This window comes from Kordiimonas aquimaris (assembly GCF_025574485.1).
GTDB lineage: Bacteria > Pseudomonadota > Alphaproteobacteria > Sphingomonadales > Kordiimonadaceae > Kordiimonas > Kordiimonas aquimaris.
Map to the genome: position 1 here is coordinate 40,591 of NZ_JAOBPO010000004.1, position 24,555 is coordinate 65,145.

Annotated in this window: 18 protein-coding genes; 9 read left to right on the forward strand and 9 right to left on the reverse strand. The window is 45.3% G+C overall.

Annotated features, from left to right (window positions below):
- The 4 genes from OEU88_RS13270 to OEU88_RS13285 all read left to right on the forward strand — a co-directional run bounded on the left by OEU88_RS13270 (position 1) and on the right by OEU88_RS13285 (position 5,853).
- Entirely contained in the window at positions 1-2,787 is a 2,787-nt protein-coding gene (locus OEU88_RS13270) for an aminotransferase class I/II-fold pyridoxal phosphate-dependent enzyme (RefSeq protein ID WP_262695681.1), read from the forward strand.
- Positions 2,788-2,823: 36 nt separating this feature from the next.
- The gene (locus OEU88_RS13275) at positions 2,824-4,293 is read left to right on the forward strand and encodes a biotin carboxylase (RefSeq protein ID WP_394805271.1); all 1,470 of its coding nucleotides are present in this window, start codon (positions 2,824-2,826) and stop codon (positions 4,291-4,293) included.
- Positions 4,294-4,352: 59 nt separating this feature from the next.
- Entirely contained in the window at positions 4,353-5,327 is a 975-nt protein-coding gene (locus tag OEU88_RS13280; protein ID WP_262695683.1) for a C45 family autoproteolytic acyltransferase/hydolase, read from the forward strand.
- A gap of 262 nt (positions 5,328-5,589) precedes the next feature.
- Positions 5,590-5,853, forward strand: coding sequence for an Lrp/AsnC ligand binding domain-containing protein (locus tag OEU88_RS13285; RefSeq protein WP_262695684.1), 264 nt, complete (start codon positions 5,590-5,592; stop codon positions 5,851-5,853).
- Between the two features lie 5 nt (positions 5,854-5,858).
- On the opposite strand, the gene OEU88_RS13290 is transcribed toward OEU88_RS13285, so the two are convergent.
- Positions 5,859-6,671, reverse strand: coding sequence for an alpha/beta hydrolase (locus OEU88_RS13290; RefSeq protein WP_262695685.1), 813 nt, complete (start codon positions 6,669-6,671; stop codon positions 5,859-5,861).
- A gap of 162 nt (positions 6,672-6,833) precedes the next feature.
- Here OEU88_RS13290 and kynU point away from each other — a divergent pair, with 162 nt between their 5' ends.
- Entirely contained in the window at positions 6,834-8,042 is a 1,209-nt protein-coding gene (gene kynU, locus OEU88_RS13295) for a kynureninase (protein ID WP_394805272.1), read from the forward strand.
- A gap of 41 nt (positions 8,043-8,083) precedes the next feature.
- Here kynU and OEU88_RS13300 read toward each other — a convergent pair whose 3' ends face one another.
- Positions 8,084-9,613, reverse strand: coding sequence for an AMP-binding protein (locus OEU88_RS13300; protein ID WP_262695688.1), 1,530 nt, complete (start codon positions 9,611-9,613; stop codon positions 8,084-8,086).
- Between the two features lie 300 nt (positions 9,614-9,913).
- On the opposite strand from OEU88_RS13300, the gene katG reads away from it, so the two are divergent.
- Complete coding sequence (gene katG, locus OEU88_RS13305) at positions 9,914-12,127, forward strand: catalase/peroxidase HPI (RefSeq protein ID WP_262695689.1); 2,214 nt, start codon at positions 9,914-9,916, stop codon at positions 12,125-12,127.
- Between the two features lie 95 nt (positions 12,128-12,222).
- Here katG and OEU88_RS13310 read toward each other — a convergent pair whose 3' ends face one another.
- The 6 genes from OEU88_RS13310 to OEU88_RS13335 all read right to left on the reverse strand — a co-directional run bounded on the left by OEU88_RS13310 (position 12,223) and on the right by OEU88_RS13335 (position 20,129).
- Complete coding sequence (locus OEU88_RS13310) at positions 12,223-13,371, reverse strand: dipeptidase (RefSeq protein ID WP_262695690.1); 1,149 nt, start codon at positions 13,369-13,371, stop codon at positions 12,223-12,225.
- Positions 13,372-13,456: 85 nt separating this feature from the next.
- Positions 13,457-15,361, reverse strand: a complete 1,905-nt coding sequence (locus tag OEU88_RS13315; protein WP_262695691.1) for a serine hydrolase domain-containing protein — start codon at positions 15,359-15,361, stop codon at positions 13,457-13,459.
- Positions 15,362-15,391: 30 nt separating this feature from the next.
- Entirely contained in the window at positions 15,392-16,369 is a 978-nt protein-coding gene (locus OEU88_RS13320; protein WP_262695692.1) for a dipeptide epimerase, read from the reverse strand.
- Between the two features lies 1 nt (position 16,370).
- The gene (locus OEU88_RS13325) at positions 16,371-17,393 is read right to left on the reverse strand and encodes a DUF1611 domain-containing protein (protein WP_262695693.1); all 1,023 of its coding nucleotides are present in this window, start codon (positions 17,391-17,393) and stop codon (positions 16,371-16,373) included.
- A 13-nt stretch (positions 17,394-17,406) separates the two neighbouring features.
- The gene (locus OEU88_RS13330) at positions 17,407-19,044 is read right to left on the reverse strand and encodes an N-acyl-D-amino-acid deacylase family protein (RefSeq protein ID WP_262695694.1); all 1,638 of its coding nucleotides are present in this window, start codon (positions 19,042-19,044) and stop codon (positions 17,407-17,409) included.
- Positions 19,044-20,129 carry a YkvI family membrane protein gene (locus tag OEU88_RS13335; RefSeq protein WP_262695695.1) on the reverse strand — a complete coding sequence of 362 codons (1,086 nt, stop codon included), beginning with the start codon at positions 20,127-20,129 and terminating at the stop codon, positions 19,044-19,046. The genes OEU88_RS13330 and OEU88_RS13335 overlap by 1 nt, the downstream gene beginning before the upstream one ends.
- Before the next feature lie 216 nt (positions 20,130-20,345).
- Here OEU88_RS13335 and OEU88_RS13340 point away from each other — a divergent pair, with 216 nt between their 5' ends.
- Together OEU88_RS13340 and OEU88_RS13345 are read left to right on the forward strand one after the other, a co-directional pair.
- On the forward strand, positions 20,346-21,032 hold the full coding sequence (locus tag OEU88_RS13340; RefSeq protein WP_262695696.1) for a GntR family transcriptional regulator: 687 nt from the start codon (positions 20,346-20,348) through the stop codon (positions 21,030-21,032).
- 80 nt (positions 21,033-21,112) lie between these two features.
- A complete protein-coding gene (locus OEU88_RS13345) occupies positions 21,113-22,588 on the forward strand; it encodes a serine hydrolase domain-containing protein (protein ID WP_262695697.1) in 1,476 nt (491 codons plus the stop codon).
- Positions 22,589-22,629: 41 nt separating this feature from the next.
- On the opposite strand, the gene OEU88_RS13350 is transcribed toward OEU88_RS13345, so the two are convergent.
- Positions 22,630-23,592, reverse strand: a complete 963-nt coding sequence (locus OEU88_RS13350; RefSeq protein ID WP_262695698.1) for an NAD(P)/FAD-dependent oxidoreductase — start codon at positions 23,590-23,592, stop codon at positions 22,630-22,632.
- A gap of 186 nt (positions 23,593-23,778) precedes the next feature.
- Here OEU88_RS13350 and OEU88_RS13355 point away from each other — a divergent pair, with 186 nt between their 5' ends.
- Entirely contained in the window at positions 23,779-24,549 is a 771-nt protein-coding gene (locus OEU88_RS13355; RefSeq protein WP_262695699.1) for a sulfite exporter TauE/SafE family protein, read from the forward strand.
- Positions 24,550-24,555 lie beyond the last annotated feature (6 nt).

Below are 24,555 nucleotides of genomic sequence, written 5' to 3' on the forward strand. Positions count from 1 at the left end.
ATGGCTTCATCGGGGAATGATAAAAAAGAACGAAAGCTAATCAATAAATACTACAATGCCTCCCAATTCCGAAATGACACTTGGAACAAATTAAAATCAACGGCCCAGCAATTAGTCAAAGCAACTGAAGCGGCTGATAAAACGAAGTTGCGCGAAAAAGCGCGGGCTCTTATGCAATACCTTGAGCCAGTAGAAACATATTGGGCTTTCCCTGGGCCTCGCATAATTCGCGCGCTTATAAAATGCGAAGAAACTGGCGATTTTGTTACCCTCTCACGTAAAGCAACGCGCATTGCAACAGCATTAATAAGCGACGAATATCGGCGTAAACATATCGACCTTGAATCTCTTGCTGATGAGGAGGTCAAAGAAAGTACCGCGGACGATCCTCTTGTACACAGCAGTTTTGACCGGGCGCGTTCACGACCATACTTTGAAGTGTTAATCGTTGATGCATTAAGTAAAGATAAAAGATGCAGTCAGCGTGCTACGCTTGTGTCGATGCGGCGAGATGAAGACCCATTCACATATTCACCGGTTTTTGTATCCAACTTTGATGATGCTCTTATAGCGGTATCACTCAATCATAATATTCAGTCCGTCATTATCAGGTTTGGTTTCGACCTATATTCAGACAATGATATGCCAATACTCAACAAATATGTTGACCACGTGCGTTCGGACGAAATTGAAGACGCCTACGAAAGCGATTATGGAAGAATTTTAGCAGATACAATTGCACATATTCGCCCTGAGCTTGATTTGTTTCTTGTTACCGACCAATCTGTGGAAGACATGGGCGGCTCAGTGGGTCAGACGTGTCGCCGCGTATTTTATGGCAGTGAAGATTTTTTTGAACTACATCTCAACATCCTGCGCGGTGTTGAAGAAAGATATCAAACGCCGTTTTTTACTGCGCTCAAGAATTATTCAGCCAAACCTACAGGGGTTTTTCACGCTCTTCCCATATCGCGTGGTAAGTCGATCATTAAATCTCACTGGATTCAGGATATGGGAGAGTTTTACGGCCTGAATATATTTCTTGCCGAAACATCTTCAACGTCTGGTGGTCTCGATTCCTTGTTGGAACCCAGTGGTCCAATAAAACGATCTCAAGATTTGGCCGCAAGAGCATTTGGCGCTAAATATACCTTCTTTGCAACCAATGGTACATCGACCTGTAATAAGATTGTTGTGCAAGCGTTAGTGAAAAGCGGCGACATTGTTCTTGTTGATAGGGATTGTCACAAATCACACCACTACGGGATGGTGTTATCTGGCGCCAGTGTTGTTTATCTGGATAGCTATCCGCTGAGTGAATATTCTATGTACGGTGCTGTACCGCTCAGGGAAATTAAAGAAAGATTGTTGTTACTCAAGAAGGAAGGCAAGCTTGACCGCGTTAAAATGTTGCTTCTTACCAACTGCACATTTGACGGTATTGTCTATAATGTACAGCGCGTTATGGAAGAATGTTTGGCGATCAAACCTGACCTCGTATTTTTGTGGGATGAAGCCTGGTTTGGTTTTGCAAGATTTGATCCTACGTACCGTCAGCGCACGGCAATGTACTCTGCAGGTAGTTTGCGCAGACGCTTTAAATCTGAAAAATACCGCAAGGAATATGCAGCACATCAGGATACCATAAAGGCTCTCGATGAAAATGATATTGGGAGTTTACTGGATATGCGTTTGTATCCTGATCCGGATAAAGCCCGTGTTCGAGTATATGCCACTCAATCGACGCATAAAACATTAACTGCACTGCGTCAGGGTTCCATGATCCACATCTATGATCAGGATTATAAATCAAAGGTGGAAGAACCATTCCACGAAGCCTTTATGACGCACACTTCGACCTCACCGAACTACCAGATTTTAGCATCACTGGATGTAGGGCGTAGACAGGTCGAACTTGAAGCATTTGAGTTTGTACAAAAGCAGGTCGAAATGGCTATGGTGTTGCGTCAAGCGATACGAACCCATCCGATGCTTTCTAAATATTTTCGTGTTTTGTCTGTTGGCAATATGGTGCCTGAGCAATACCGCCAAAGCGGTATTGAAAGCTACTATGAGCCCGAGCATGGCTGGAATGACATCTGGAGCGCTTGGGAAGGCGATGAATTTTGCCTTGATGCCACACGAGTTACGCTTTTTGTCGGCAAGACTGGTATGGATGGCAATACCTTCAAGACCAAGGTGTTGATGGATAAGTATGGTATTCAGGTGAACAAAACGTCCCGTAATTCTGTTTTGTTCATGACAAATATTGGCACAACACGCAGTTCAATTGCTTATCTCATTGAAGTTTTGGTCAAAATTGCAACAGAAATAGAAATGCGAATGGAAGACCTGAGTCCATCCGAAAAGAAAATTCATGATGCGAATGTGAAATCAATTGTGGAAGACTTACCACCTTTGCCAGACTTTTCCAGATTTCATGATGCATTTCGAGAAGATGTCACAGGCGCCGTGGCTGAAGGAGATTCGCGGTCAGCGTTTTTCTTGGCTTATGATGCTGATAATTGTGAGTACATCGGACTAAATGATAGTGCGCTTGACGACGGCTTCAAAGAAGGTCGCGAATTTGTGTCATCTTCTTTTGTCATACCGTATCCGCCAGGGTTTCCAATATTGGTGCCAGGTCAAGTTGTTACATCCGATATTATTCTGTTTTTGAGGAAATTGGATGTAGAGGAAATACATGGATATCGTCCAGAGCTGGGTCTGAGAATGTTTACACCTGAAGCTCTCGAGAAAGAAACAAGTAAGCGAAAGGGGAACTAGCTCATGAGTAAGACAGCCAAGGGGAAGACTGTTGCCATGCCTAAGCGGAAAAAAAAGACGATAAATACACTCGATACGATGTCAGATATTCGTCGTTTCTTTCACCGTAATGAGCAACCTATATTCTTCATCAGTGCAACAAATTTTAACTTGTTAGGTATTGATGAATGGTGCCGTAACTTCAAGTTCATTAGTTATATTGATTGCTTTGATGGACGGCATCCAAACGTGTTTGTGCCCACAGAAACTGAGCATCCCGAGTTTGAAAGTATTGAAGACATTAATGCATATCTGCTTGAGCATAAGGAGGTTGTAGACCTACTGAAGTCCAGTGGTCGTCGACCGAAAGTTGTTTTTCTTATGTTCGACAAGCGTGTCGAAAAGATATGTAAGGAACTAGGCGTAGATGTCTGGTTCCCAAAGGCATCTCTGCGCGAAAAGGTTGATCACAAAATTGAAACAGTGCGCATTGGTAATGCTGCTGGTGTGCCAAGTGTGCCAAATATCTTAAGCAAGGTTAAAAATTGGAAACACTTGTGCGAAGTTGCCAAAAGCTTGGGCAATGATCTTGTTCTTCAATCCGCATTTGGTGACAGTGGCCATACAACTTTCTTCATAAAAGATGAGGCAGATTTCAACCGGCATAAGCAGGAAATTGTTGGACAGGGCGAAATCAAAATAATGAAACGTATCCGCAATCGTGGTGCGGCTGTTGAGGCATGTGCGACCAAAAAAGGTACAGTGGTTGGCCCGCTTATGACAGAGCTTGTTGGGTTCAAGCAATTAACGCCGTACCGTGGTGGTTGGTGTGGTAACGAAATATTTCCTGATGCATTTGATGAAGCCACACGCCAGAAAACCAGAGAGTATACGCAACAGTTTGGTGACCAGCTTGTTAAGGAGGGTTATCGCGGATATTTTGAGATCGACTACCTCATCGATATTGATGACGGCGAAGTGTATCTAGGTGAGTGTAATCCAAGGATCACTGGCGCAAGCTCTATGACAAATCATGCCGCCTTTGCACATGCTGATGCGCCTCTATTCCTTTTCCACTTACTTGAGTTTTCAGGCGTGCCGTTCGAACTTGATGTAGATAAATTAAATGAGCGTTGGTCGAATGCTGATAACATTGATGATTGGTGCCAAATGGTGATTAAGCACACGGATGATACTGTAGACCTGCTTAGGGAAGCGCCGGAAACTGGTATTTGGCGTATGTCACCGGATGGGTCAGTTGAGTTTGATCGCTTTGATTATCACAGAAGGGCAGTTGCAAGCGACAGTGAGGCGTTTTTCCTGCGTATTCTTAAACCGGGCGACTATAGATACGAGGGCGCTGACTTGGGTATTTTGGTTACACGTGGACGTGCAATGGGCAAAGGTTTCCGATTGCGCAATCGTTCGAAACAATGGATCGATGGTATCAAGGCGCAGTTTAAAGCTGATCCGCTTCAAGCTACAGAAACAGTTGCTGTGAATGAACCGGCGTTTAAAATTATGTGATGCCCTGACGGCTGTTTTATATTAATACGACAGCCGTTAATGCGCACTATGTGGATATAATGGACGTAATCTTTGAAAAGGTCGTTGAGGCCCAGGCTGGCGATCTTTGGCAAAGCCATTTTTTGCGCTTATGGCCTGCTTACCGGAAATGGTTTCTGAGTGAAGGAATCGCTGCTCGTCAAACGTATTTGGCGGGATTGCGTGCTTTGAAAGCCCATATGCCGGAACTTCTGCCCACTTATGAACGTTTGTGTGAATTAGCTGGTGGCGGTGATCTTGCGGCGCGTTTTCTCAGTTTTTATCGGCCGCCTCTGTATTTGTCTGGCTGTTCGCAAGCTATTTGGCTCGGTGAATACCCGATGCTTGTACGCAATTATGATTATGCGCCAGAACTATCGGACGGCATAGTTCTTGATACGCGGTGGAATGGCAAACGTGTGATCGCCACATCTGATGGTATGTGGGGTGTTGTTGATGGCATGAATGATGCCGGTCTTGTTGTGTCTTTAACGTTTGGCGGGCGACGTGTCGTTGGCGATGGTTTCGGTATACCGTTAATTTTGCGGTATATTCTTGAATTCTGTGAAACCGTTAAAGAGGCAACCGATGTCCTCAAACGTGTGCCCTGTCATATGGCTTACAATATCACAATTGTCGATCAAACAGGTCAGTATGCAACCGTTTATTTGTCTCCGGACAAAGAAGTGATTGTGAAAGATACGCGTGTTGCGACGAACCATCAGGAACACGTGGAATGGCATGGACATGCCCTTGCAACGGCTACGGTTGAACGCGAGCGTTTCCTGCTCCAGCGCTTAACAGCTCACGATGAGCCCGCGGAAAAATTCATTAAAGCCTTTTTAAAGCCTCCTCTTTACTCAACAAATTTTTCAAAAGGCTTCGGCACTCTATATACCGCGGTTTATCTGCCTGTGCAGCGCCGTGCTGAAATCAGATGGCCCGGAGAAATTTGGCGGCATAGTTTTAAAAAGTCTAAGCCATCAAAAAGGCAAGTCCGGTATCCGGCGAGATGATGTTTTGCATGTATCGGATATTGAAGACACGCTTAATTTGAGCATGCTTCGTGATATCCTGTTTTATCATGCAGACGTAGAAGCGAGCGCTGAACGGCGTGAAATTGTTACGATGCCAAAATAACGTAGCGGCTAATCTTCCATATGTGTGCTTTGTTTACTTTCATAATGGCAAAGTTATGTGAGCTGAAGTAAGGTGTAACCTGAGCAGTATGTCTATAGATAATGCTGATGGATAGCGTTCTTATTTACGGAGAAGACAGTGAGAAATGTTCTTGTTTTTATTAAGTGTGAACTTGGCAAAACCTATGATGTGGCTGCTGAAATAGTGGAAACAGATCTATGTCCTACTGTCTATTCTGTATCGGGCGAATATGACTTGTTTGCACTCGTACGCTTTGATGATGATGCAGACATTGGCCGCGAAATTTGTGAAGGCTTGCAGAAGATACCAGGCGTTAAGGAAACGACTACTACAATCTGTTTTAATCCATTTACCCGCGACACTGGCCTCAAGAATAAATAGGTTAGCTATTCCAATAGTGATTTTACCAGTTCGCTGTTTCCATCAGCCAATGGTGCGATAACGTTGAAATGATGCTTTGCTGGCGCTTGAACATAATCTACAGATACATTCTTTTTGTACCATGATGTTTGCAAAAGTTTGCTTTGCCTCAGGAACTCGGGTCTCTCATCAGATCCCACCCAGCTTGTGAAATTAATTGCTTTTGCAGGTTCCAGTAACACAGGACTCTCGCTTGCAGCTTCAGCTTCGTCGATGCGGAGTGTTTTGTTCATGCTGGTGGCCATAAGCGGGTTGAGGTCGTAAAGACCGCTTATTCCAACAATATTTTTCACGCGGCTTACTGTGTTGCTGCGCAGCGGAGATGATATACACCCCATTCTGACTGCAAGGTGCCCGCCAGCTGAATGACCCGTGATATTGATTGGTCCTTTGACCATCTCGCTTGCCGTATTAATTGCAGCACCAATTTGTTTGGTGATACCTGCAATTCTGATGTTGGGGCACAAGTCGTATGAAGGCATGCAAACAGCCCATCCATTTTTAACAGAACCATTTGCGAGGTGTGACCAAGAGGATTTGTCAAAATCAAGCCAGTAGCCGCCATGTATAAACACAACAAGGCCTAATGGTTCTTCTTTGGGTAGAAAAAGGTCAAATTTTTCTCTTTCTCTATCACCGTATTCGACATTCAAATTAGATTTAGCTTGTTCACGGAAAGCTTGGGCAGCGCTGTTCCATTCACTCACGATGGTGTCAGAACCTTGAATATATTTGGCATTTGAATAGGCATCATCCCAATCAACAATATCGAACAGCATATGGTTTCTCTTCATTCCTGATCACATCGAATATCTATTGACGACACTAATGTATTCGTGTGCAAACTTAAATTAAGTTTACGGCTTAAATGGCTACATAGCCCTATTGATATAAGAGAATGCACCATGCCTAGTGAAATGACAAATGATGACGCAAAAGCAATGGATGCTGCTGACCCTTTGCGCTGTAAACGTGCTGAGTTCCATGTACCAGAAGGGGTTATATATCTGGATGGTAATTCACTAGGGTTATTACCTGTTTCCGTTAAGGACCGCGTTGCTGAAACCGTTGAAAATGAATGGGGGAATAGTCTGATCCGTGCGTGGAACAGCCACAGCTGGATGGATTTGCCAGAAAAGGTAGGCGCAAAAATTGCCAAGCTTATAGGCGCGGAAGAAGGTACAGTTGTTTCTGTCGACACAACGTCTCTCAATGTTGCCAAAGCTGTTTCAGCGGCGATGGCACTCAATCCTGAGCGCAAGGTGATCTTGACGGATAACGGCAATTTTCCAACGGACATCTATATGGCTCAAGGTATCGCTGACCTGGTAGATAAAGGACATGAGGTCAGGATTGTAAATCCGCAAGATGTCTATGAGGCATTGGATGAAACTATTGCTGTTATGATGATAACGCAGGTGGATTATAGAACTGGCCGTCGACATAATATGAAGCAACTTACGGAACGCGCGCACGCGGTGGGAGCAATCACCGTATGGGATTTGGCACATTCTGCAGGCGCTTTTGAAGTTGACCTTACAAGCTGCAATGTGGATTTGGCAGTGGGCTGTACATACAAATATTTCAATGGTGGTCCGGGTGCTCCGGCATTCATCTATGTCGCGCCGCGCCATCAGGATAATATCAAACCAATCTTGAGTGGCTGGATTGGTCACAAAGCACCATTTGCTTTCGAACTTGGATATCAGCCTGCTGAAGGTATAAAACGCATGAATGTTGGCACACCGCCTGTAATTGCGCTGTCTGCACTTGATGCCGCGCTTGATGTTTGGGTTGATGTTGACATGTCAGAAGTCCGAATGAAGTCGGTTGCTTTGTCCGAGCTATTTATTGCCGAAGTAGAGAGCCGTTGCACACAGTTTGGATTGACCTTAGCTAGCCCGCGTGATGCAGATAGCAGGGGCAGTCAAGTGTCGTTTCGTTGCCCGGATGGGTATGCCGTTATGCAGGCTCTTATTGCTGAGGGTATTATTGGCGACTTTCGTGCGCCAGATATCATTCGATTTGGCTTTACACCGCTATATCTCGGTTACGAAGATGTGCTGAACGCAACCAAAAAACTGGAAGAAATTCTTCGCAGCGAAGTTTGGCGTGAGCCTGCTTTTATGAAGCGAGAGAAAGTCACCTGAGATAAATTTCGACCTCAGCGTTAAGTGTTTTCCATCCAGAGTTATACTTGACGGCCTGTTTCGCTCCAATAAGGTTCTCTAAGTCGCTGCTTGAATATTTTGCCACTATCTTCTCTTGGTAATTTATCATGAATATCAAGTTTTCTTGGAATTTTGAAGCTTGCAATACGGCTAGACAGAAAGGTCTTAATGCTTTCCAGTGATACATTATTTCCTGGTACGCATTGAACAGCAGCCACGATCATTTCCCCAAATTCAGGATGCGGGGCTCCAAAAATTGCGCAATCCAGCACTTCCGGCATCTTAATTAACGCAGCTTCAATCTCGGCGGGGAAGATGTTTGCGCCGCCAGATATAATCATATCTTTTTTTCGGTCTGTTATGAAAAGGTAACCATCTTCATCCAGATATCCAATATCGCCGACAGTTGCGTGTTGTCCGTGACGTTGTCCTTTCAGGTCACCTTCTGTATTTGAATAGGTAAAGTCTGCAAACATCGGCAAGTAAACAAAGATAGAGCCGACTTCTCCAGCCGATAATTCATTGTTTTCGTCGTCAATGATTTTAATAGACCCGCCAGGTAGAACCTTTCCAACCGATTCAGGCTTTTCCATAGATTCTTCGGATGATACCAATGTCATGAAACCGATTTCGCTTGCGCCGTATGTCTCGTAGAAAATGGGGCCAAACCATTCAATCATTGCTTGCTTAACATCACGCGGCCACGCCGAACCCGTAGATAGACCGAAGCGTAAAGTTGATGTGTCATATTTTTCGCGAATGGGCTTGGGTAACTTCAGCAGTCGTACCATCATAGTAGGCACAATATAGCAGTGGGTGATACCGAAGCGCTCGACATCTGCGAGAAACGTTTCAGGGTCAAACTTAGGTGAAATATATAGCTCGGTATAGTTGGTTGCCATACATATGGTGCTGAGAGCGTTAGGTGCACTGTGATACAACGGCGCAGCAGTATAGAAACGTGCACCCGGAGATAATTTAACAAGAACTTCAGCCAATCCGGCATATGTTTCATAAGTGTCCGGCTTATTTTCTTCTAACGCGCGCCTAATCCCTTTGGGCCGCCCCGTGCTGCCTGATGTGTATGACATCATGCCGCGAAACCTTAGCGGTGCTGTCTCAACTGGATTTGTTGACGATATCAGTTCATTAAGGTCTGAATGATCAGAAGCTAACGTTGGATCAACTGTATATTCTTTGAGAATTTCTGATGGTGTTGGGACCGCCATTATAGGTATTTCGCAGGGCGCATGTGAGGTTAGCTTGGCGGTGAGGTCACTATGGCCCACCAATAACTTAGCACCTGAATCATTGACAATCTCCATGATCTCAGCGGGTGACGCGTGCCAGTTTAGCGTAACATAATAAGCGCCGACATGGCGGCAAGCTTCAATCATTTCAACATAAACTGTATCGTTGCGAAGTAGAACAGCGACAACGTCATCTTCGTTGATACCGTTGTTAATTAGAATGCTTGCTATTCGTCTTGCGCGATCATGGAACTGTTTTCTCTCTGTTTTACGTGAGCCAAGATATAGATCATTCGTCATTTGATTGCTCCGTACTGCGATTAGATTATGTGTGACCATAAGCAATAACTATAGCGATATTCACTGAGGTAAAGGACAGGAATATCTACGACAGATGTTCTATTAATATCTTGAAATCGAAATTAACGATAACTCTTCTCAAATAATTCAATTTCACCACTTACTTGCGGGCGCTTATCGTTTCAGCAGTTAACAGTAGGTGTATGTGCCGTTCCGCGATCTTTGTCACGTTTCTCATTTAGGGACAATGCGTTGTGGCAAGCAGCTCGGAACTCAACTCAAATTATAGGGAAAACTGCTATGTTCAGAAAAACGTTACCTTACTTTGCCGTGCTGGCGATGACTTTATCGCCGTTATCTTCAGCCACTGCTGAAGGGGCGCCTAAAGCAAACCAGTTTTGGTGGCCCGAGCAAGTTAATCTTCAATCACTTCGTCAAAATGCTACGCAATCAAACCCTATGGGTGACAATTTTAACTACGCGGAAGCATTTGAAAAAGTGGACCTGAAAGAGCTTAAAAAAGAAATCGAAGAAGTGATGACCACTTCGCAAGATTGGTGGCCGGCTGACTATGGTCATTATGGTCCGTTTTTCATCCGCATGGCATGGCACAGTGCGGGTACATACCGCGTGGGCGATGGGCGCGGCGGTGCCGCAGGCGGTCAGCAACGTTTTGAACCGCTGAACAGTTGGCCGGACAATTCAAATCTTGATAAGGCCCGCCGTTTGTTGTGGCCAATCAAGCAGAAGTATGGTCGTTCAGTCTCATGGGCTGATTTGATGGTGTTAACGGGCAATGTTGCAATGGAGTCAATGGGCTTTAAGACCTTTGGTTTTGCAGGCGGGCGCGAGGATGACTGGCAGCCTGAACTTGTTTACTGGGGACCGGAAGCACAGTTTCTTGGTGACAAGCGTTATACTGGGGACCGGAAACTTGAGCGACCACTTGCCGCCGTTCAAATGGGGTTGATTTATGTTAACCCTGAAGGACCTAATGGCAATCCTGACCCACTTGCTGCTGCAAGAGATATTCGTGAAACTTTTGGTCGTATGGCAATGAATGATGAAGAAACGGCTGCCTTGATTGCTGGTGGTCACACGTTTGGTAAAGCGCACGGTGCAGCAAGGCCTGAAGAGTGTGTCGGTGTTGAACCTGCGGCAGGCGGTGTTGAAGACCAAGGTCTAGGCTGGAAAAATAGTTGCGGCACTGGCAAAGGCGCTGACACAATCACGAGTGGGCTAGAAGGCGCTTGGACATCAAGCCCGGCAGAATGGACAACACAGTTTTTGGATAACCTGTTTGGTTTTGAGTGGGTTAAAACTAAAAGTCCAGCAGGTGCAACCCAATGGATTCCCAAGGAAGAGTTTGCATCTGAACTTGTTCCTGATGCACACGATCCATCGAAACGTCATGCACCAATCATGTTGACAACAGATTTGTCTCTGAAGTTTGATCCGGAATACCGTAAAATTGCAAAACGATTCCATGAAAACCCGGAAGAATTCGAGCGGGCCTTTGCACGTGCATGGTTTAAGTTAACGCACCGCGATATGGGCCCACGTGCGCGTTATCTAGGTGATATGGTGCCTGAGGAAGCGCTGGCATGGCAGGATCCAATACCTGCTGTTGATCATCCACTTGTTTCTGATGGAGATGTTCAAAGTTTAAAAGCACAAGTTTTAAATTCCGGTTTAACGGAGCCTGAATTGATCAGAACGGCTTGGGCTTCTGCATCTAGTTTCCGGGATTCTGACAAGCGTGGTGGTGCTAATGGTGCGCGCGTCCGTCTAGCACCGCAAAAAGATTGGAACGCAAACAGCCCGGCGGAATTGGATAAAGTGCTGAAGGTTCTAGAGGGAATTCAGCATGAATTTAACCGCTCGGCAAAGGGCGGAAAACGTATATCTCTTGCGGACTTGATCGTTCTTGGTGGTTCAGCGGCTGTTGAACAAGCAGCTGAGAAAGCAGGTCATGATGTAACTGTACCGTTTACGCCTGGCCGTATGGATGCATCAGCAGAACAAACAGATTCGAAATCGTTTGAAGTTCTAGAACCAAGTGCTGACGGTTTCCGCAACTATGCTGGCAGTGATCTGGAAAGACCACTAACAGACCTGCTTGTTGATAAGGCAGATTTGCTTTCTTTAGATGTAGCTGAAATGACAGTGCTGATTGGTGGTATGCGTGCATTAAATGCAAATGTTGATCAATCACAGCATGGTGTTTTAACCGAACGCCCGGGAACGCTTAGCAACGACTTCTTCATTAATTTGCTTGATTTGTCTACGCAGTGGACAGCATCTGGAACGTCTGAACATGTATACGAAGGACGTGATCGTACCACTGGTGATGTTAAGTGGACAGCAACAGAAGTTGATCTTGTGTTTGGTTCTAACTCTGAGTTGCGTGCAGTTGCAGAATACTATGCATTTGCAGACTCTCGCGAAGCATTCGTGCAAGATTTTGTTGCTGCATGGACGAAAGTGATGAACCTTGGTCGGTTCGATCTATAGTAATAGTTGATTTTCTGAGGGTAATAGGCAGTGCGTGACCTTCGCCTGTTACCCTCAGTTATTTATACGCATACTACGTGCGAAAGTCTTAAGTGCTAAATCCAAATATCAGCAAGCACGCGCTTGAAATTGTCGCCTAAAACCATCTGAATATGTGCATCCGTGTACCCGCGATCAATTAGTCCGTCAACGAGGTCAAAAGTTCGTTTTGGATGATTGAAATCGTCTGCATCAATTTTGCCGCGGAACTTATAGCTGGAACTATAGCTTCCTTTAAGGGCACTATATGCTGGTTCAGGAATGTCGTCATAGCCATCCAGGTCCATATCGGAACCAACACCCACGTGTTCAATGCCAACTAGCTTGGCAATATAATCGACATGATCAATGACTTGAGCAATACCGGTCGGTTCCTTATCGCTGACAAATTGCCGGACGCCAGTAATACCCATCACGCTTCCAGCCTTAGCCATGGCAATAATAGCGTCGTCAGGTTTGCAGCGTACATGCCCGCCAGCCAGCTTTCTGACGTTTGAATGTGTAATAAGAACTGGCTTTGCGGATACCTCGAAAGCATCTAGGGTTGTGCGGTCGCCGCAGTGAGACACATCAACTGCCATACCCACTTCATTCATGCGTTCAATGATGTTGACGCCGAAATCGCTAAGCCCGCCATCACTGCGATCTGTAGAACCTGTGCCAATTAGGTTACGGCTGTTGTAGGTAAGCTGACTGACCCGCTGACCTAAATGGTAATATTGGTTAACATCATCTAGTGTATGAAAATGATCAGCATTTTGTATGCCTACAATGTAACCAACACGCTCTCCCTTTTTCAGCATGTTCAGGTCTTCGATAGAGTCAATTCTGCGCAAATGGTCCGGATGTTCGTTTGCTAAAGCGTTTGTGCGTGCGATAAAGGTTGCGGCTTCGTTGGCACCAACACCAGCGGCGGGATGAAAAACATCAATACCACATGAAAGAATGCGCTTTAGCTGTGTGTTGGTGATTTCCAAGCCGTCACGTTGTTTTGGGTTCTCGCTAAATGCGGCTGTCATCCATGTGCCCAATGAATAAGGCAAAGATAACATGTCGAATACTTGCGTGCTGTTCACCAAATCAACTGCACGTGTACTGTATGTTTTTTCTTCATTCGCGAATACTTTGAATGCACCTGAGTTGATCATAGGAAACGCCAGTATAGTGGCTGTACCGTGCATGAATTTGCGCCGTGAAAGTTTCATTGTTGCCTCGTTTCATTCGATTTTAAGTGACAGCACATTATTCGTAAGGCAGCACAAAAGCTTATGTGCTGCCTTACTGTTTAGGTTAGGCAATTTGAACGCCAAAGAAGTTCCAATAGTAATAGAACCACAGCATGAAGAGGCCGCTCAATGCTACAAGTGTATAGTGAATGCGGCGGCCAAGACGCCAATATCCATCGCGCCACGATTGCACAGCAAACCACAACACACCCAAAGCAGTAATTGACGCGATATCAGGGAGCCAAAGTGCAACCTTGAGCGCGGTTGGTATGTTAAATACAATTGTGTTTTGATAGATAGTCAGGATGATTGCCAGAGAGATTACAAACAATAGATTAAGGCCACTTACCGCCATGGAAAGTTGAACTGCTGTGCGCTCGCCGTTTTGCATGGTTTTGTATTCCTTGCGGCGGTAAGCCCAACCGGTCCAAACTGTGATAAACATCAAGAATGAGATGAGCGGGAGTATTTTTGCAAATAACCCGTTTTCTGCAGTTGGGGCTCGACTAGCAGCTAAGAATGGAATGCCATCAAAGTATATATCCTGAATGGCGCCGCTCTCATTTTCACCAAAAGCCAACTTCATTCGACCGTCTACTTGGCGGAAAAGGTTTTCACCAATTTCAGTGAATTGTCTGGCTTGGCCCAAACCTGAAATCAGTAGTGTGTTATCTGATGTTGGCGTGACAGTTAAAGCACCTGCCAGAGCGCCTGCTTTTTCAATAGTAGACTGATTATGACGCCAGAATTTGTAATTGCCTGCGTACTTGCTGGCTCGTTCTGTAAAATCTGTTGGAGGCGTCAGTTTCTCTAGTGGATCTGGGTAATAACGATCATAGAAAATTTGCATAATTTCCCCGCGTGCTTTGCCGCCTCGTGCACCCATGTATGAAACATAAATGCCTAGCCTTTCTTCTACATCAAGCATCAGGTTTGAATGGAAAAGTGTAGTGTCGCCGCCGTGGCCGACAAGGCGGTGGCCATTGATAGAATTTTCATAAAACCCGTGTGCCATACTCGCTAAACGTTCATCGGGAGCAAAGAGCCGGCTGTGCATGAGCTTAACAGTTTCGGGCTGTAGAATTTGAGTACCGTTTAGTTGACCTTCATCGAGGAAGGCGAGCATGAATTTGGCCATGTCTGACGCTGATGATGACAAAGACCCTGCTGGACCAAAGTTAGCGATGATCTCAAATGGTTTTTCTTTGAAAACTCCTGTTTCACGTGTGTAACCCTCAGCCATAACATCTTGTAGATGATCAGGAAGTGGTTCAAAGAAGCTGGAGTGCGTCATTCCTAGTGGATCGAAGATATTCTGCTGAATATATTCATTGAAAGATAGTCCAGAAACATTAGAGATGATTAAACCTGCTAATGCGGTTGCGTAATTTGAGTATGATGAATAAGCACCGGGCTTGTTGATGCGTCGCGGTATATATTTAGCTAAAGCTTCATTAAGCGGGATAATCGCATCGGGACTATCCGCAATCAGATAGCCCAAGGCCCCTTCTTCGAACCCTGCAGTGTGTGTCAGGATATGCGTAAGCGTAATAGGTTCATCGTATGTGTCTGGAATCTGAAAGCTGGTGAGATAGCTATTTACGTTCGTATTTAGGTCTAGTTTACCAGACTCTACCAGCTGCATGACAGCTGTCCATGTAAACAGTTTGGAAATGGAACCTGGTCTGAACATTGTGTCGCCGGTGACAGGTGAATTTTGGCTTTGGTCTGCTATACCATATCCCTTAGAGAGTAGTATATTCCCGTCTTTAACGATTGATACTGAAACGGCAGGGATATCAAGCGCCTTCATCTGCGTATCAACTGCTGCATCCATAAAGGTCTCTAGATCCGCTAAGCTGGTGCGGGCAATTTGATCAATCGGCGGCCTCGGTTCTTCCTGTGTTGCGGCATTGACCGTAAACGTTAACAAAAAGGCCAAGAAACTGCCCATTATGAGTTTACTCATTTTATCCTCCTGTGTTTTTGCCCTGCATTTTTATCCCCACAATGCAGGTTCTGGTATTGAGACAACGCCGCCTTCAACGTATTCAAGTGCATTTTCAATATCGTGTTCGAAGTATAGAGGGCCGTCGATGTCTACAAATGTACAAAATTGTCCAATGACATAGGCTGGTGCCATCGAAAGTGATGAGCCGGTCATGTTGCCGACCATGAGTTGCTTGCCGTCAGCTTGTGCGCGTTTAACAATCTCAAGGCCTTCGGAAAGGCCCCCGCATTTGTCGAGCTTGATGTTGATGACATCATAACGTTTCGCAGCATTCCCATATTCGGAAAGATTGAGACAGCTTTCATCTGCACCTAAAGGAACAGGCGATCGAAATCCTTCCAGTTCCTCGTCACGGCCTCGTTTCAATGGTTGCTCAATCATTGCAATGCCGAATTCCTGAAGGGCTGGTGTGTAGCGTTTTAATTCATCAAATGACCAACCTTGGTTCACGTCAACCACCATGACAGCATCAGGCCTGGCTTCTCTTATGCCTTTCAATCGTGCGATTGGATCATCAGCGCTCAGCTTAATTTTCAGGTGCCGATATTTGGATAAAGAGAGGACAGATTGTGCCATTTTCGCGGGCGTGTCGATGCCTACTGTCGCAACTGTTATAAGCGGCTTTGGAGTTATCCGGAGTGTTTGCCATATGGGCTGTGCATTTTGTTTGGCCTGTAGATCCCAAAACGCACAATCCAGAGCATTGCGCGCACCACCTGCAGGCAACAACGCTTGAACTTTGTTCCTTGTTAATCCAGCTTCAATGTCGCTGCGCACTGCTTCCAGTTGTTCTATGATCGTGTCTTTTGTTTCATCCTTATAGTAAATGCCAATTGCTTCACCACGACCGCAAAAACCTTTATCTTCAAGTGTGACCCAAACCGCTTCTGTATTTTCGAACACATAGCCTGTAATGGCGAATGGTTTGGTAAGGGGGAATGATTTACATTCGATGGACATTTTCATCTTATGATTGCTCCATCATATTGTTTATAATTCTGCTTGTTCCATCAATCATGGGATCGAAACATGGAAACCCTGTACGCTTGGATAGCTCCTCGATATAGGTCTGCCTTTGTGTGTCAGGAATTGTTGAAGTGTTTACACTGATGCCAACGCACTTGATGTCAGGATTGACTTGGCTTCCGATTTGTATCGTACGTTCAATAACTTCTTCTATGCTTGGTAATTTAAACTCTGGCCAACCTTCGATGTGAGTGCGGCCAGCTTCTGTACAAACTACAAAAGCATCTGGTTGTGACCCAATTAACAAGCCCATGCTGACAGCGCTATACCCAGGATGAAAGATACTGCCTTGGCCTTCAATGATATCCCAGTGATCTTCTTTATTATTGGGCGATAGTAGTTCCGCTGCTCCGGATATAAAATCAGCCACGACACAATCAATTGGAATACCTTCACCGGCAATCATAATGCCTGTTTGCCCACTGGCACGGAACGTGGCGTTAATAGAGGTAGAGGCTGCTTTCAGCTCACGCTCAATTGCTAGGGCGGTATATTTCTTACCAAGCGCGCAATCAGTTCCAACTGTTAACAGTCTTTTTCCTGTGCGCTTGACGCCAGTACCTACAGGTAAGTTTGGTGGCGGCACACGTACATCTATGAGTTTTGAACCTGACGTATCTGCCGCTTGTTTGAGAAGAAGGTGATCATTCAGTTTCGAGTGAACGCCGGCAACGATGTCCATACCTTTATTAATCGCTTGTTCAAGTAGACTAATCCATTGATCAGGGATGGCGCCGCCAACGGAGGCTGTGCCAACAATGAGGGATTTAATCCCTGCGGTAACAGCTTGATCAAGTGTCATGTCCGGAATGCCGAGATCAATGGTGCCGCCCTCAAGCCTGATTTGACCTTTGCACAGTTCAGGGCGCCACTCCACTAGACCGGCACCTGTTTTCGCGTAAGTAAGCTCGGTCTCGTTGCCTAGGAAAATCAGGTATGGTGGCTTAATTTCAATTCTGTTCATTATCTACTTCGCTTTACTTATTCTGGTAACCGGGACCAAAGAAAACCTGCCCGGGTGTGCGTTTAGTATGAAAGCCAGCATCCAAAACAAGCTCACCGTTAACAATGACAAAGTCTATTCCTGTTGGTTTTGCTGTTGGGTTCGCCCAAGTGGCGGTGTCTTCGATCGTGTCTAAATCAAAAATAACTATGTCTGCGGCTAGACCTTCACGTATGACCCCGCGGTCGGTTAAACCCATGCGTGCTGCTGGCCAGCTTGTCAGCTTTCTTATTGCTTCTGGCAGACTTAAAACCTTCTGGTCTCTTACATAGTCAGCGATAATTTTGGGGAAGGTGCCATAGCTGCGTGGATGTGGCAGACCAATTGCGTCTATGTCACCTTCTTTAAGGGTAGATGCTGCATCACTGCCAATACTGGTAAATGGGCTTTTCAGCGCAAGCTGAACATCTTCTTCGCTTATCATGAAGTAGAGAGCGACTGGCCGATTGGGTTGTGCTTCCAGCATTATATCCCACGCTATATCAGCTGGGTCGCGGCCGAGTGTTTGGCTTATAGTTTCAAAGTTTTCACCGTGGAAGCCTGCGTATTCATCAAGGTATGAGTTGGCGAGTACAACATTCTTCCATCCGCCAGATGAATAAACAAGATTAGTCCAACCTTCCTGTGGTCCAGCGCTGATCTCTTTCTTGATCTGCTCACGCACCTTGGGATCATTGAGGCGTTTAACGGCTTCTTCTATGCCGTCTGCATAAACCCAGTTGGGTGCCGTTATTTCAAGGCCTGTTCCGCCTGCGATGTATGGATATAAATCGGCTGCAACATTAACACCTCTTGCTCGGGCCTCTGCTATTAAGTTTAAGGCGCGTGGCATGTCTTTACCCCAGTTTGGAAAGTAGGCGGCTTTTAGGTGGAATATTTCAACGCCCGCGCCGCTCTTTTCGCCAATTTCAATTGCTTCAGCTATCGAGGTTAGTAATTCTGCGCTTTCTCCGCGTATGTGGCTCGCGTAGATGCCGCCGTATTTGGCCACAACCTTCGCCATTTCGATCAGGTTTTCAGTTTTGTGGTATGCTGATGGTGGGTAAATCAACGCTGTCGTAATGCCCATGGCCCCTGAAAGCATAGCCTCTTCGATCAAGGCTTCCATCTCATCTAGTTGCGTTGTAGTGGGATCAATCGATGTATCGCCCATAACGGCTACACGTGCTTGCGTCGCACTATAGTATGTGCCGAAGTTGACCGAGATGCCTTTGTTTTGCAGTTCTTCAAAATATGCGCTGATATTTGCCGCATCAACGGGCGTCCCGCCTTCGCCGCCAATCAGAGTTGTTACGCCCATATTGATTTTATTGGACGCATAACCAACTTCTCGCAATGCTTGACCAGACTGGTCCATCATATCGATCCAGCCGGGCGAGACATAGCGGCCAGAGGCATCAATCTCGCGGTTTGCTGAATTGGTGATACGGCCAATTTTTACAATTTTTCCGTCGTCGATTGCTATATCAGCGGCGATCCATGGATTTCCTGCGCCGTCTAGGACGCGTCCGTTTCTGATGATTATGTCATAGGCCTCGCTTGTAGCGAATGAAGTGGATCCATATGCGATTGATAAACTTATGATAATGAATAGTACTTTTTGCAGCCGCATTACTGTTGTCCTCTCTTGCCAATAATCCAAAGCCCCTTTGTCAGCAGGGGAATGATGAGCACAGCGATAAATATAAGTGTTAAAAACCCGTACCCTTGGCCAATAAGTTCGATGATGCCGAAATTGGCTGCGGCAAAAATTGCAAAACAAAGAAATGCAATGGCTATCAAAGGCCTTGCTGCACGCTGCAAGGTTCGCCCTTGTTCCTTTAAGTTGCTGTCTAGCCGTTCATTGACAGCGTGAAGTAAGGCCGCGCCTGTTTCGATGAAAGTGCCAAAAACAACGATTTGGAAAACTAGCTCTAGCCAGGGCTTTTGCATCGCTGCCATTAAGTATGTGGCAGGGACGGGCTGATCGCCAATTGATGGATATTGTGCCATCATCGCTGTATAAAATAGAATAGCTGGCAGAATGGTAATTAAGCCAGCCATCAGCCCAGCACATACCGTTTGTTTACGAGTTTTATGGTGCGTTACAGCAAAGAGAATTGCTGGCAGTATCGCCAGATTATAGCCTGAATATAGAATTCCGCTTGTTATCCAGCCATCTCCAACATGTGTGCTGGTAAATGTATGCTGTATTTCCGGTCCGAATGTTGCAAACGCTAGTATAAAAAGAAGGCTATACACACCGTAAAGTAAAAAAGACCAGCCGGCCAACACGCGTTTGATTACACTTGATCCGGTGAATGTCAGAACACCTATTATACTCATCAATATGATGGTGCCGATGATTGGCGGTAATCCGAAAGCCTTCTCAGTTATTTCACCAGAGGCCGAACCTATTACTGACAAGATCAATAACAATAGGCATACGAAAGCTATTTCAAAAATTACCCAGCCACGCCCCAATAACGCACGGCAAAATTGCCGGTAATCATAAGTTTTGGTCGTACGTGCGAACTCAAATCCTGCCGCCGCGACGACACCAAACACTATCCCTGAAACGATTAAGCCGAGGATGCCACCAAGCGGGCCTTTGGAAAAGAAAAATTCAATTAACTCACGACCGGTGGCATATCCGCCGCCGATTACGACGGACTGAAGTATGAAGCCTGGCAATATATATAGCCGAAAGAATGCCATTTTTGCTGTTCCCATTGATGTTCATAGCTTTGGTCATTAACGATAACGTTGACCATAGCTGTGAATCATTTCATTAGAGAAGCATGTGCATGTAAATTTGTACAGCCTTAAATTAATATTAAGGCTGTTTTATTTTATTAATAAACATAATAAAACTTGATTCAGTCTGCGTTCTATATAGTGTTAACTGAGCAGTTAATCGAAAAGGCGATGATAATGCCCAGAGGCGATTCCATTATTAATGATGCAGATGAAGCATATAATATTATCCTCGATGCAATTGTGACGCAGCAGTTGGCGCCTAGTCAGAAAGTGTCAGAGAATATTTTGTCAGATACTTTTGGCATTAGCCGGACAATTGCACGAAACCTTATTGAGCGGCTTATAGCGAAGCATTTCCTTGTTTCAATTTCACCTCGCGTAACGCAAGTAACGCCGTTGACGCTGATGGAAATCAAGCAGAACTTTGCTTTGCGTAAAATGATTTTGCCAAGCGTCATAGCAATGGCGGCTCCGACTGCTGACTATGACAGCTTGCATGCAATTAATGATAAAATTCAAGATATGTTACCAGTTGAGGATGACCATTCTGCACTTGTTACTTTGAAGGCAAACAGGCAATTAAACCTGCAGCTGTGCAGTACGGCTGGTTACCCAATGATGTATGATTGGGTTAAGCAGCTAGAAGATATGACTATGCGTATCTATTGGCTTTACATAAAGATTCAGAAGAGTTTTCCGTATTCCAGTGAATATCAGCAAGCTACCTTTGAAGTTATGAAAAATGGCGGCAGCAGCAAGACGCAAAAAGCCATTCTCGATATGCTAACCCAAACTGAAGAGAGAATTCTTAATGCCATTTTTGCGCATGACCAATTTTATACGCAAGACCTGAAAATATAGAGGTATGACGAGGCTTTGCCGCTACGCGCATTGTTAGGTTCGATTTTGATAAAAGCGATAATTCCGTGAAAGGTGTAAACATGAGAAACCTTAGTTTGACATTGTTGATAGCAATTGTATCCACGTTTTATGTCAATGCGGATAACGCGCTGCCAGATGATTTTGATACAACCGTTTTGGCCGAAATGGAAAAGTGGCATGCACCGGGTTTAGGCCTTGCTGTGGTTAAGGATGGAAAGACGCTGCTTGCAAAAGGATATGGTATTAAATCGATTAAAACCAATGAGCTGGTCAATGCAGATACAGTTTTTCAGGCAGGTTCAACTACAAAAGCATTCGCATCAATGGCAGTTGCCATGCTGATTGATGATGGCGTTTTGTCTTGGGACGACCCTATCATCAAACATATTCCTGAATTTCAAATGAAAGACAAATACGTACAAAATAATCTTACTCTTCGAGACGCCTTCAGCCACAACAGTGGTGTTTCATTCCTGAGTAACGTCAACATGTTCTTGAGTAAGAACCTCGATAGTGCATGGGGTATGATGAGTGCTAACAATCAGCAGGCCAGTTTTCGTCGTGTATGGGATTATAATAACACCATATTTGCATTAAGTGGGCGTGTGGTTGAGCGAGTAACGGGCAAGCCGTTTCATCAATTTGTGCGAGAACGGATATTCAGACCTCTCGGCATGAATAACAGTCTTCTATTGGATGCTGAAGTTGCAACAGCCAAAAATCGGGCAGAAGCGCATCAGCGAATAAATGGTCAAGATTATCAAATCATATACCCTTATATAGAATACAGCCAAGCTGCCGGTATGTTGAACTCCACACCAAATGATATGGCGAAATGGATGACCTTTTTAACCGCTGGTGGCGTTTGGGAAGGTGAGCGATTAGTTTCGGAAGCGCATGTGCGAGAAATGATGTCACCGCAAATGTTGTTGAAGCCAGAAAGTATCTATCCTGCTGCGGCAAGTTATACTCACGACTATTATGCATATGGTCTTGCATGGTTTGTTCATGATTATGCAGGTGAAAAGGTTGCAATGCATACGGGCAGTATCAACGGTATGTCTGCGATCCTTGGGTTAATCCCGGACCATAACATTGGTGTTTATGTTTTTATTAACAGTGATCATATCGAGTATCGTCATGCATTGATGTATAAGGTTTTTGATCTTTTCCTTGGAAATGAAGGTAATGATTGGTCGAGCACGCTTTATGATGTTTACCACCCAGAAGCACAATCTGCCCCAACAGGCGGGAAAGTAACTGAACACCCTGATGTAAGCATCGATGCTCTTAAAGGAACATATGACTTGAAAGGTAGCTATCCTCTTATCATCCGTGATAATGGGGGTAAATTAGTGGCTCACCTTGGTGTTACGCGAACTGATTTAGTGCGTCAGGCTGACAACAGTTATTTGCTTGTCGACCCGGAAAACCCTGACCTTCCAAGTAATAATAATTTAGGCATTATTGTGAATGATGAGGGGCGCGTTTCCGCTCTTACCTTGAGTGGGCTTACATTCACCAGGCGTAACTGACCTCGTATATTCGCTTTATCAGGGTTTTGAATGGCACGCTTTTATTTGCAGTGATTTTTTATGAGGTTTTCTGCGATTAATCGACCACTCTCGAACGCATGCTCAACGCGTGCACCAAGGCACCAATCCCCACCCACAAATAAACTGTTATCGTTGTTGATCAGGAATGGTTCACCGAGCGGATTGAGCGTTTTTGCATAGCGCCAGCGATGAGCAGTTTTAATGATGGGGTCTTGGGTCTTTATGCTTATGATCCTAGAAAATGCGGCATAAACAGCTTCGACGGCTTCTTCAGGTTGTAATTCAAGGTTTTCAGCGCTCCATTCAGGCGTGGCGTGTACTGTCCAGCTATCTTGGACAAAATCACGACCTGGTTTGCTTGAATTTCGGCCAATCCAGCTAACAATATCGTTCCGGTCTCGCCAGTAATTCAAATCGGTATGCAATGGGCTGTTGAATACAAGCATTAAAGCCCAACACGGTGCTATCGTAACCGCATTAATCTGCTCAATCAGCTCTGATGCGGTCGTTCCGATAATTGCAGGAACTTGCGGTGCCGGAACAGTGCAAACGACGTAGTCGTAGCTGGCATACTGTATGTCGCCGTTACAAAGTGTCCATTTGTTGCCAACTTTCTCTAGGTGAGTGATGTGAGTAGAGGAGTGTAGTTTTCCTGGCGGGATACCAAATTTCAACGGACTGTTCATGGCGGGAGAACCAACGAACTTTTGCTCATTGTTACTCTTGACCCATGACGCGACTAATCCATCAGCAATCCATTCATTTAATGTGTTGGTAAATTCTTGCGATCTGCTGGTAAAAAACTGAGCGCCGTGATCAGCTGAAATGCCATTTCCCATACGCCTTGTGGCCATTCGTCCACCTGCACCGCGGCTTTTCTCGAAGATACTGACTTTCGCACCTGCCGCTTTCAGTGATCTCATACATGCAATGCCAGTCATGCCAGCACCGATAATCGCAACTTTCTTATTCATGAGAGACATTAGGGTCGCTTTCCTTGGATAGGTCTAAATACGATAATCAACCGCGGTTAGATTGAGGCCTGTATAGATATTATACTGAAAAATTTGATATTTAGCATTTACTGTTCCTCGTTTTGACTTTTGTCAAACGTTCACCGTATCATCCATATTACGTTGCTTCTGAAATGTCATTGAAGGGCAATGGGCGTGGAATATTTAATCTGGCAGTGTCAGGTGGCTATTGAAAGTAACGGCGGTATTTTACTGTCACTGTTTCTAGCTGGCTTGCTGGGCAGTGTGAACCACTGCGCGGGCATGTGCGGTCCTTTTGTTGTGGCACAACTAAACGAACCGCAGCGCCACAGTGGTGAGCAAAGCGGTGGTTCACCGTTTAAGCGTTTAAAGGGCGCAGCTTTACTGCCGTACCATTTGGGCCGTTTAACAACCTATGTATTGCTCGGCATTGCGGGCGCAAGTTTGTCCCAATACATTGTTGGGTCGCCTGTTCAGCGCGGCATAGCTTTTACTTTACTTTCCGTGGCTGGATTGCTTTTTTTATGCAGCGCTGTGCCTAGTATAAAAGCCATGTTTACTCCTTTCTTTACACAACACGGTAATGAAAAGGGGCAGTTAAATATTGTGCGCCTTTTAGGTGAATTTATTGGAAAAGTAGCCCGGCCATTTTTTATGAAAAAGAGTGCAGGGCATCAATATCTACTTGGCACTTTGTTAGGGTTTATTCCCTGTGCATTGGTGATTGCAGCTGTGATGGCGGTTGTGGCGACTGGTTCACCCCTTACAGCAGCGATTGGCATGACTATGTTTGGTATAGGCACGATACCAGCACTTGTTATGGTTGGTGCCGGTGCGCGCACAGCTATGGCATACTGGCCTCAGGGCATGCGACAGATTTCTACGGGAATAATGGCAATTAACGGCGTCGGCTTGATGGTTCTTGCTGGCGGTATGGTTACGTGAGGGAAT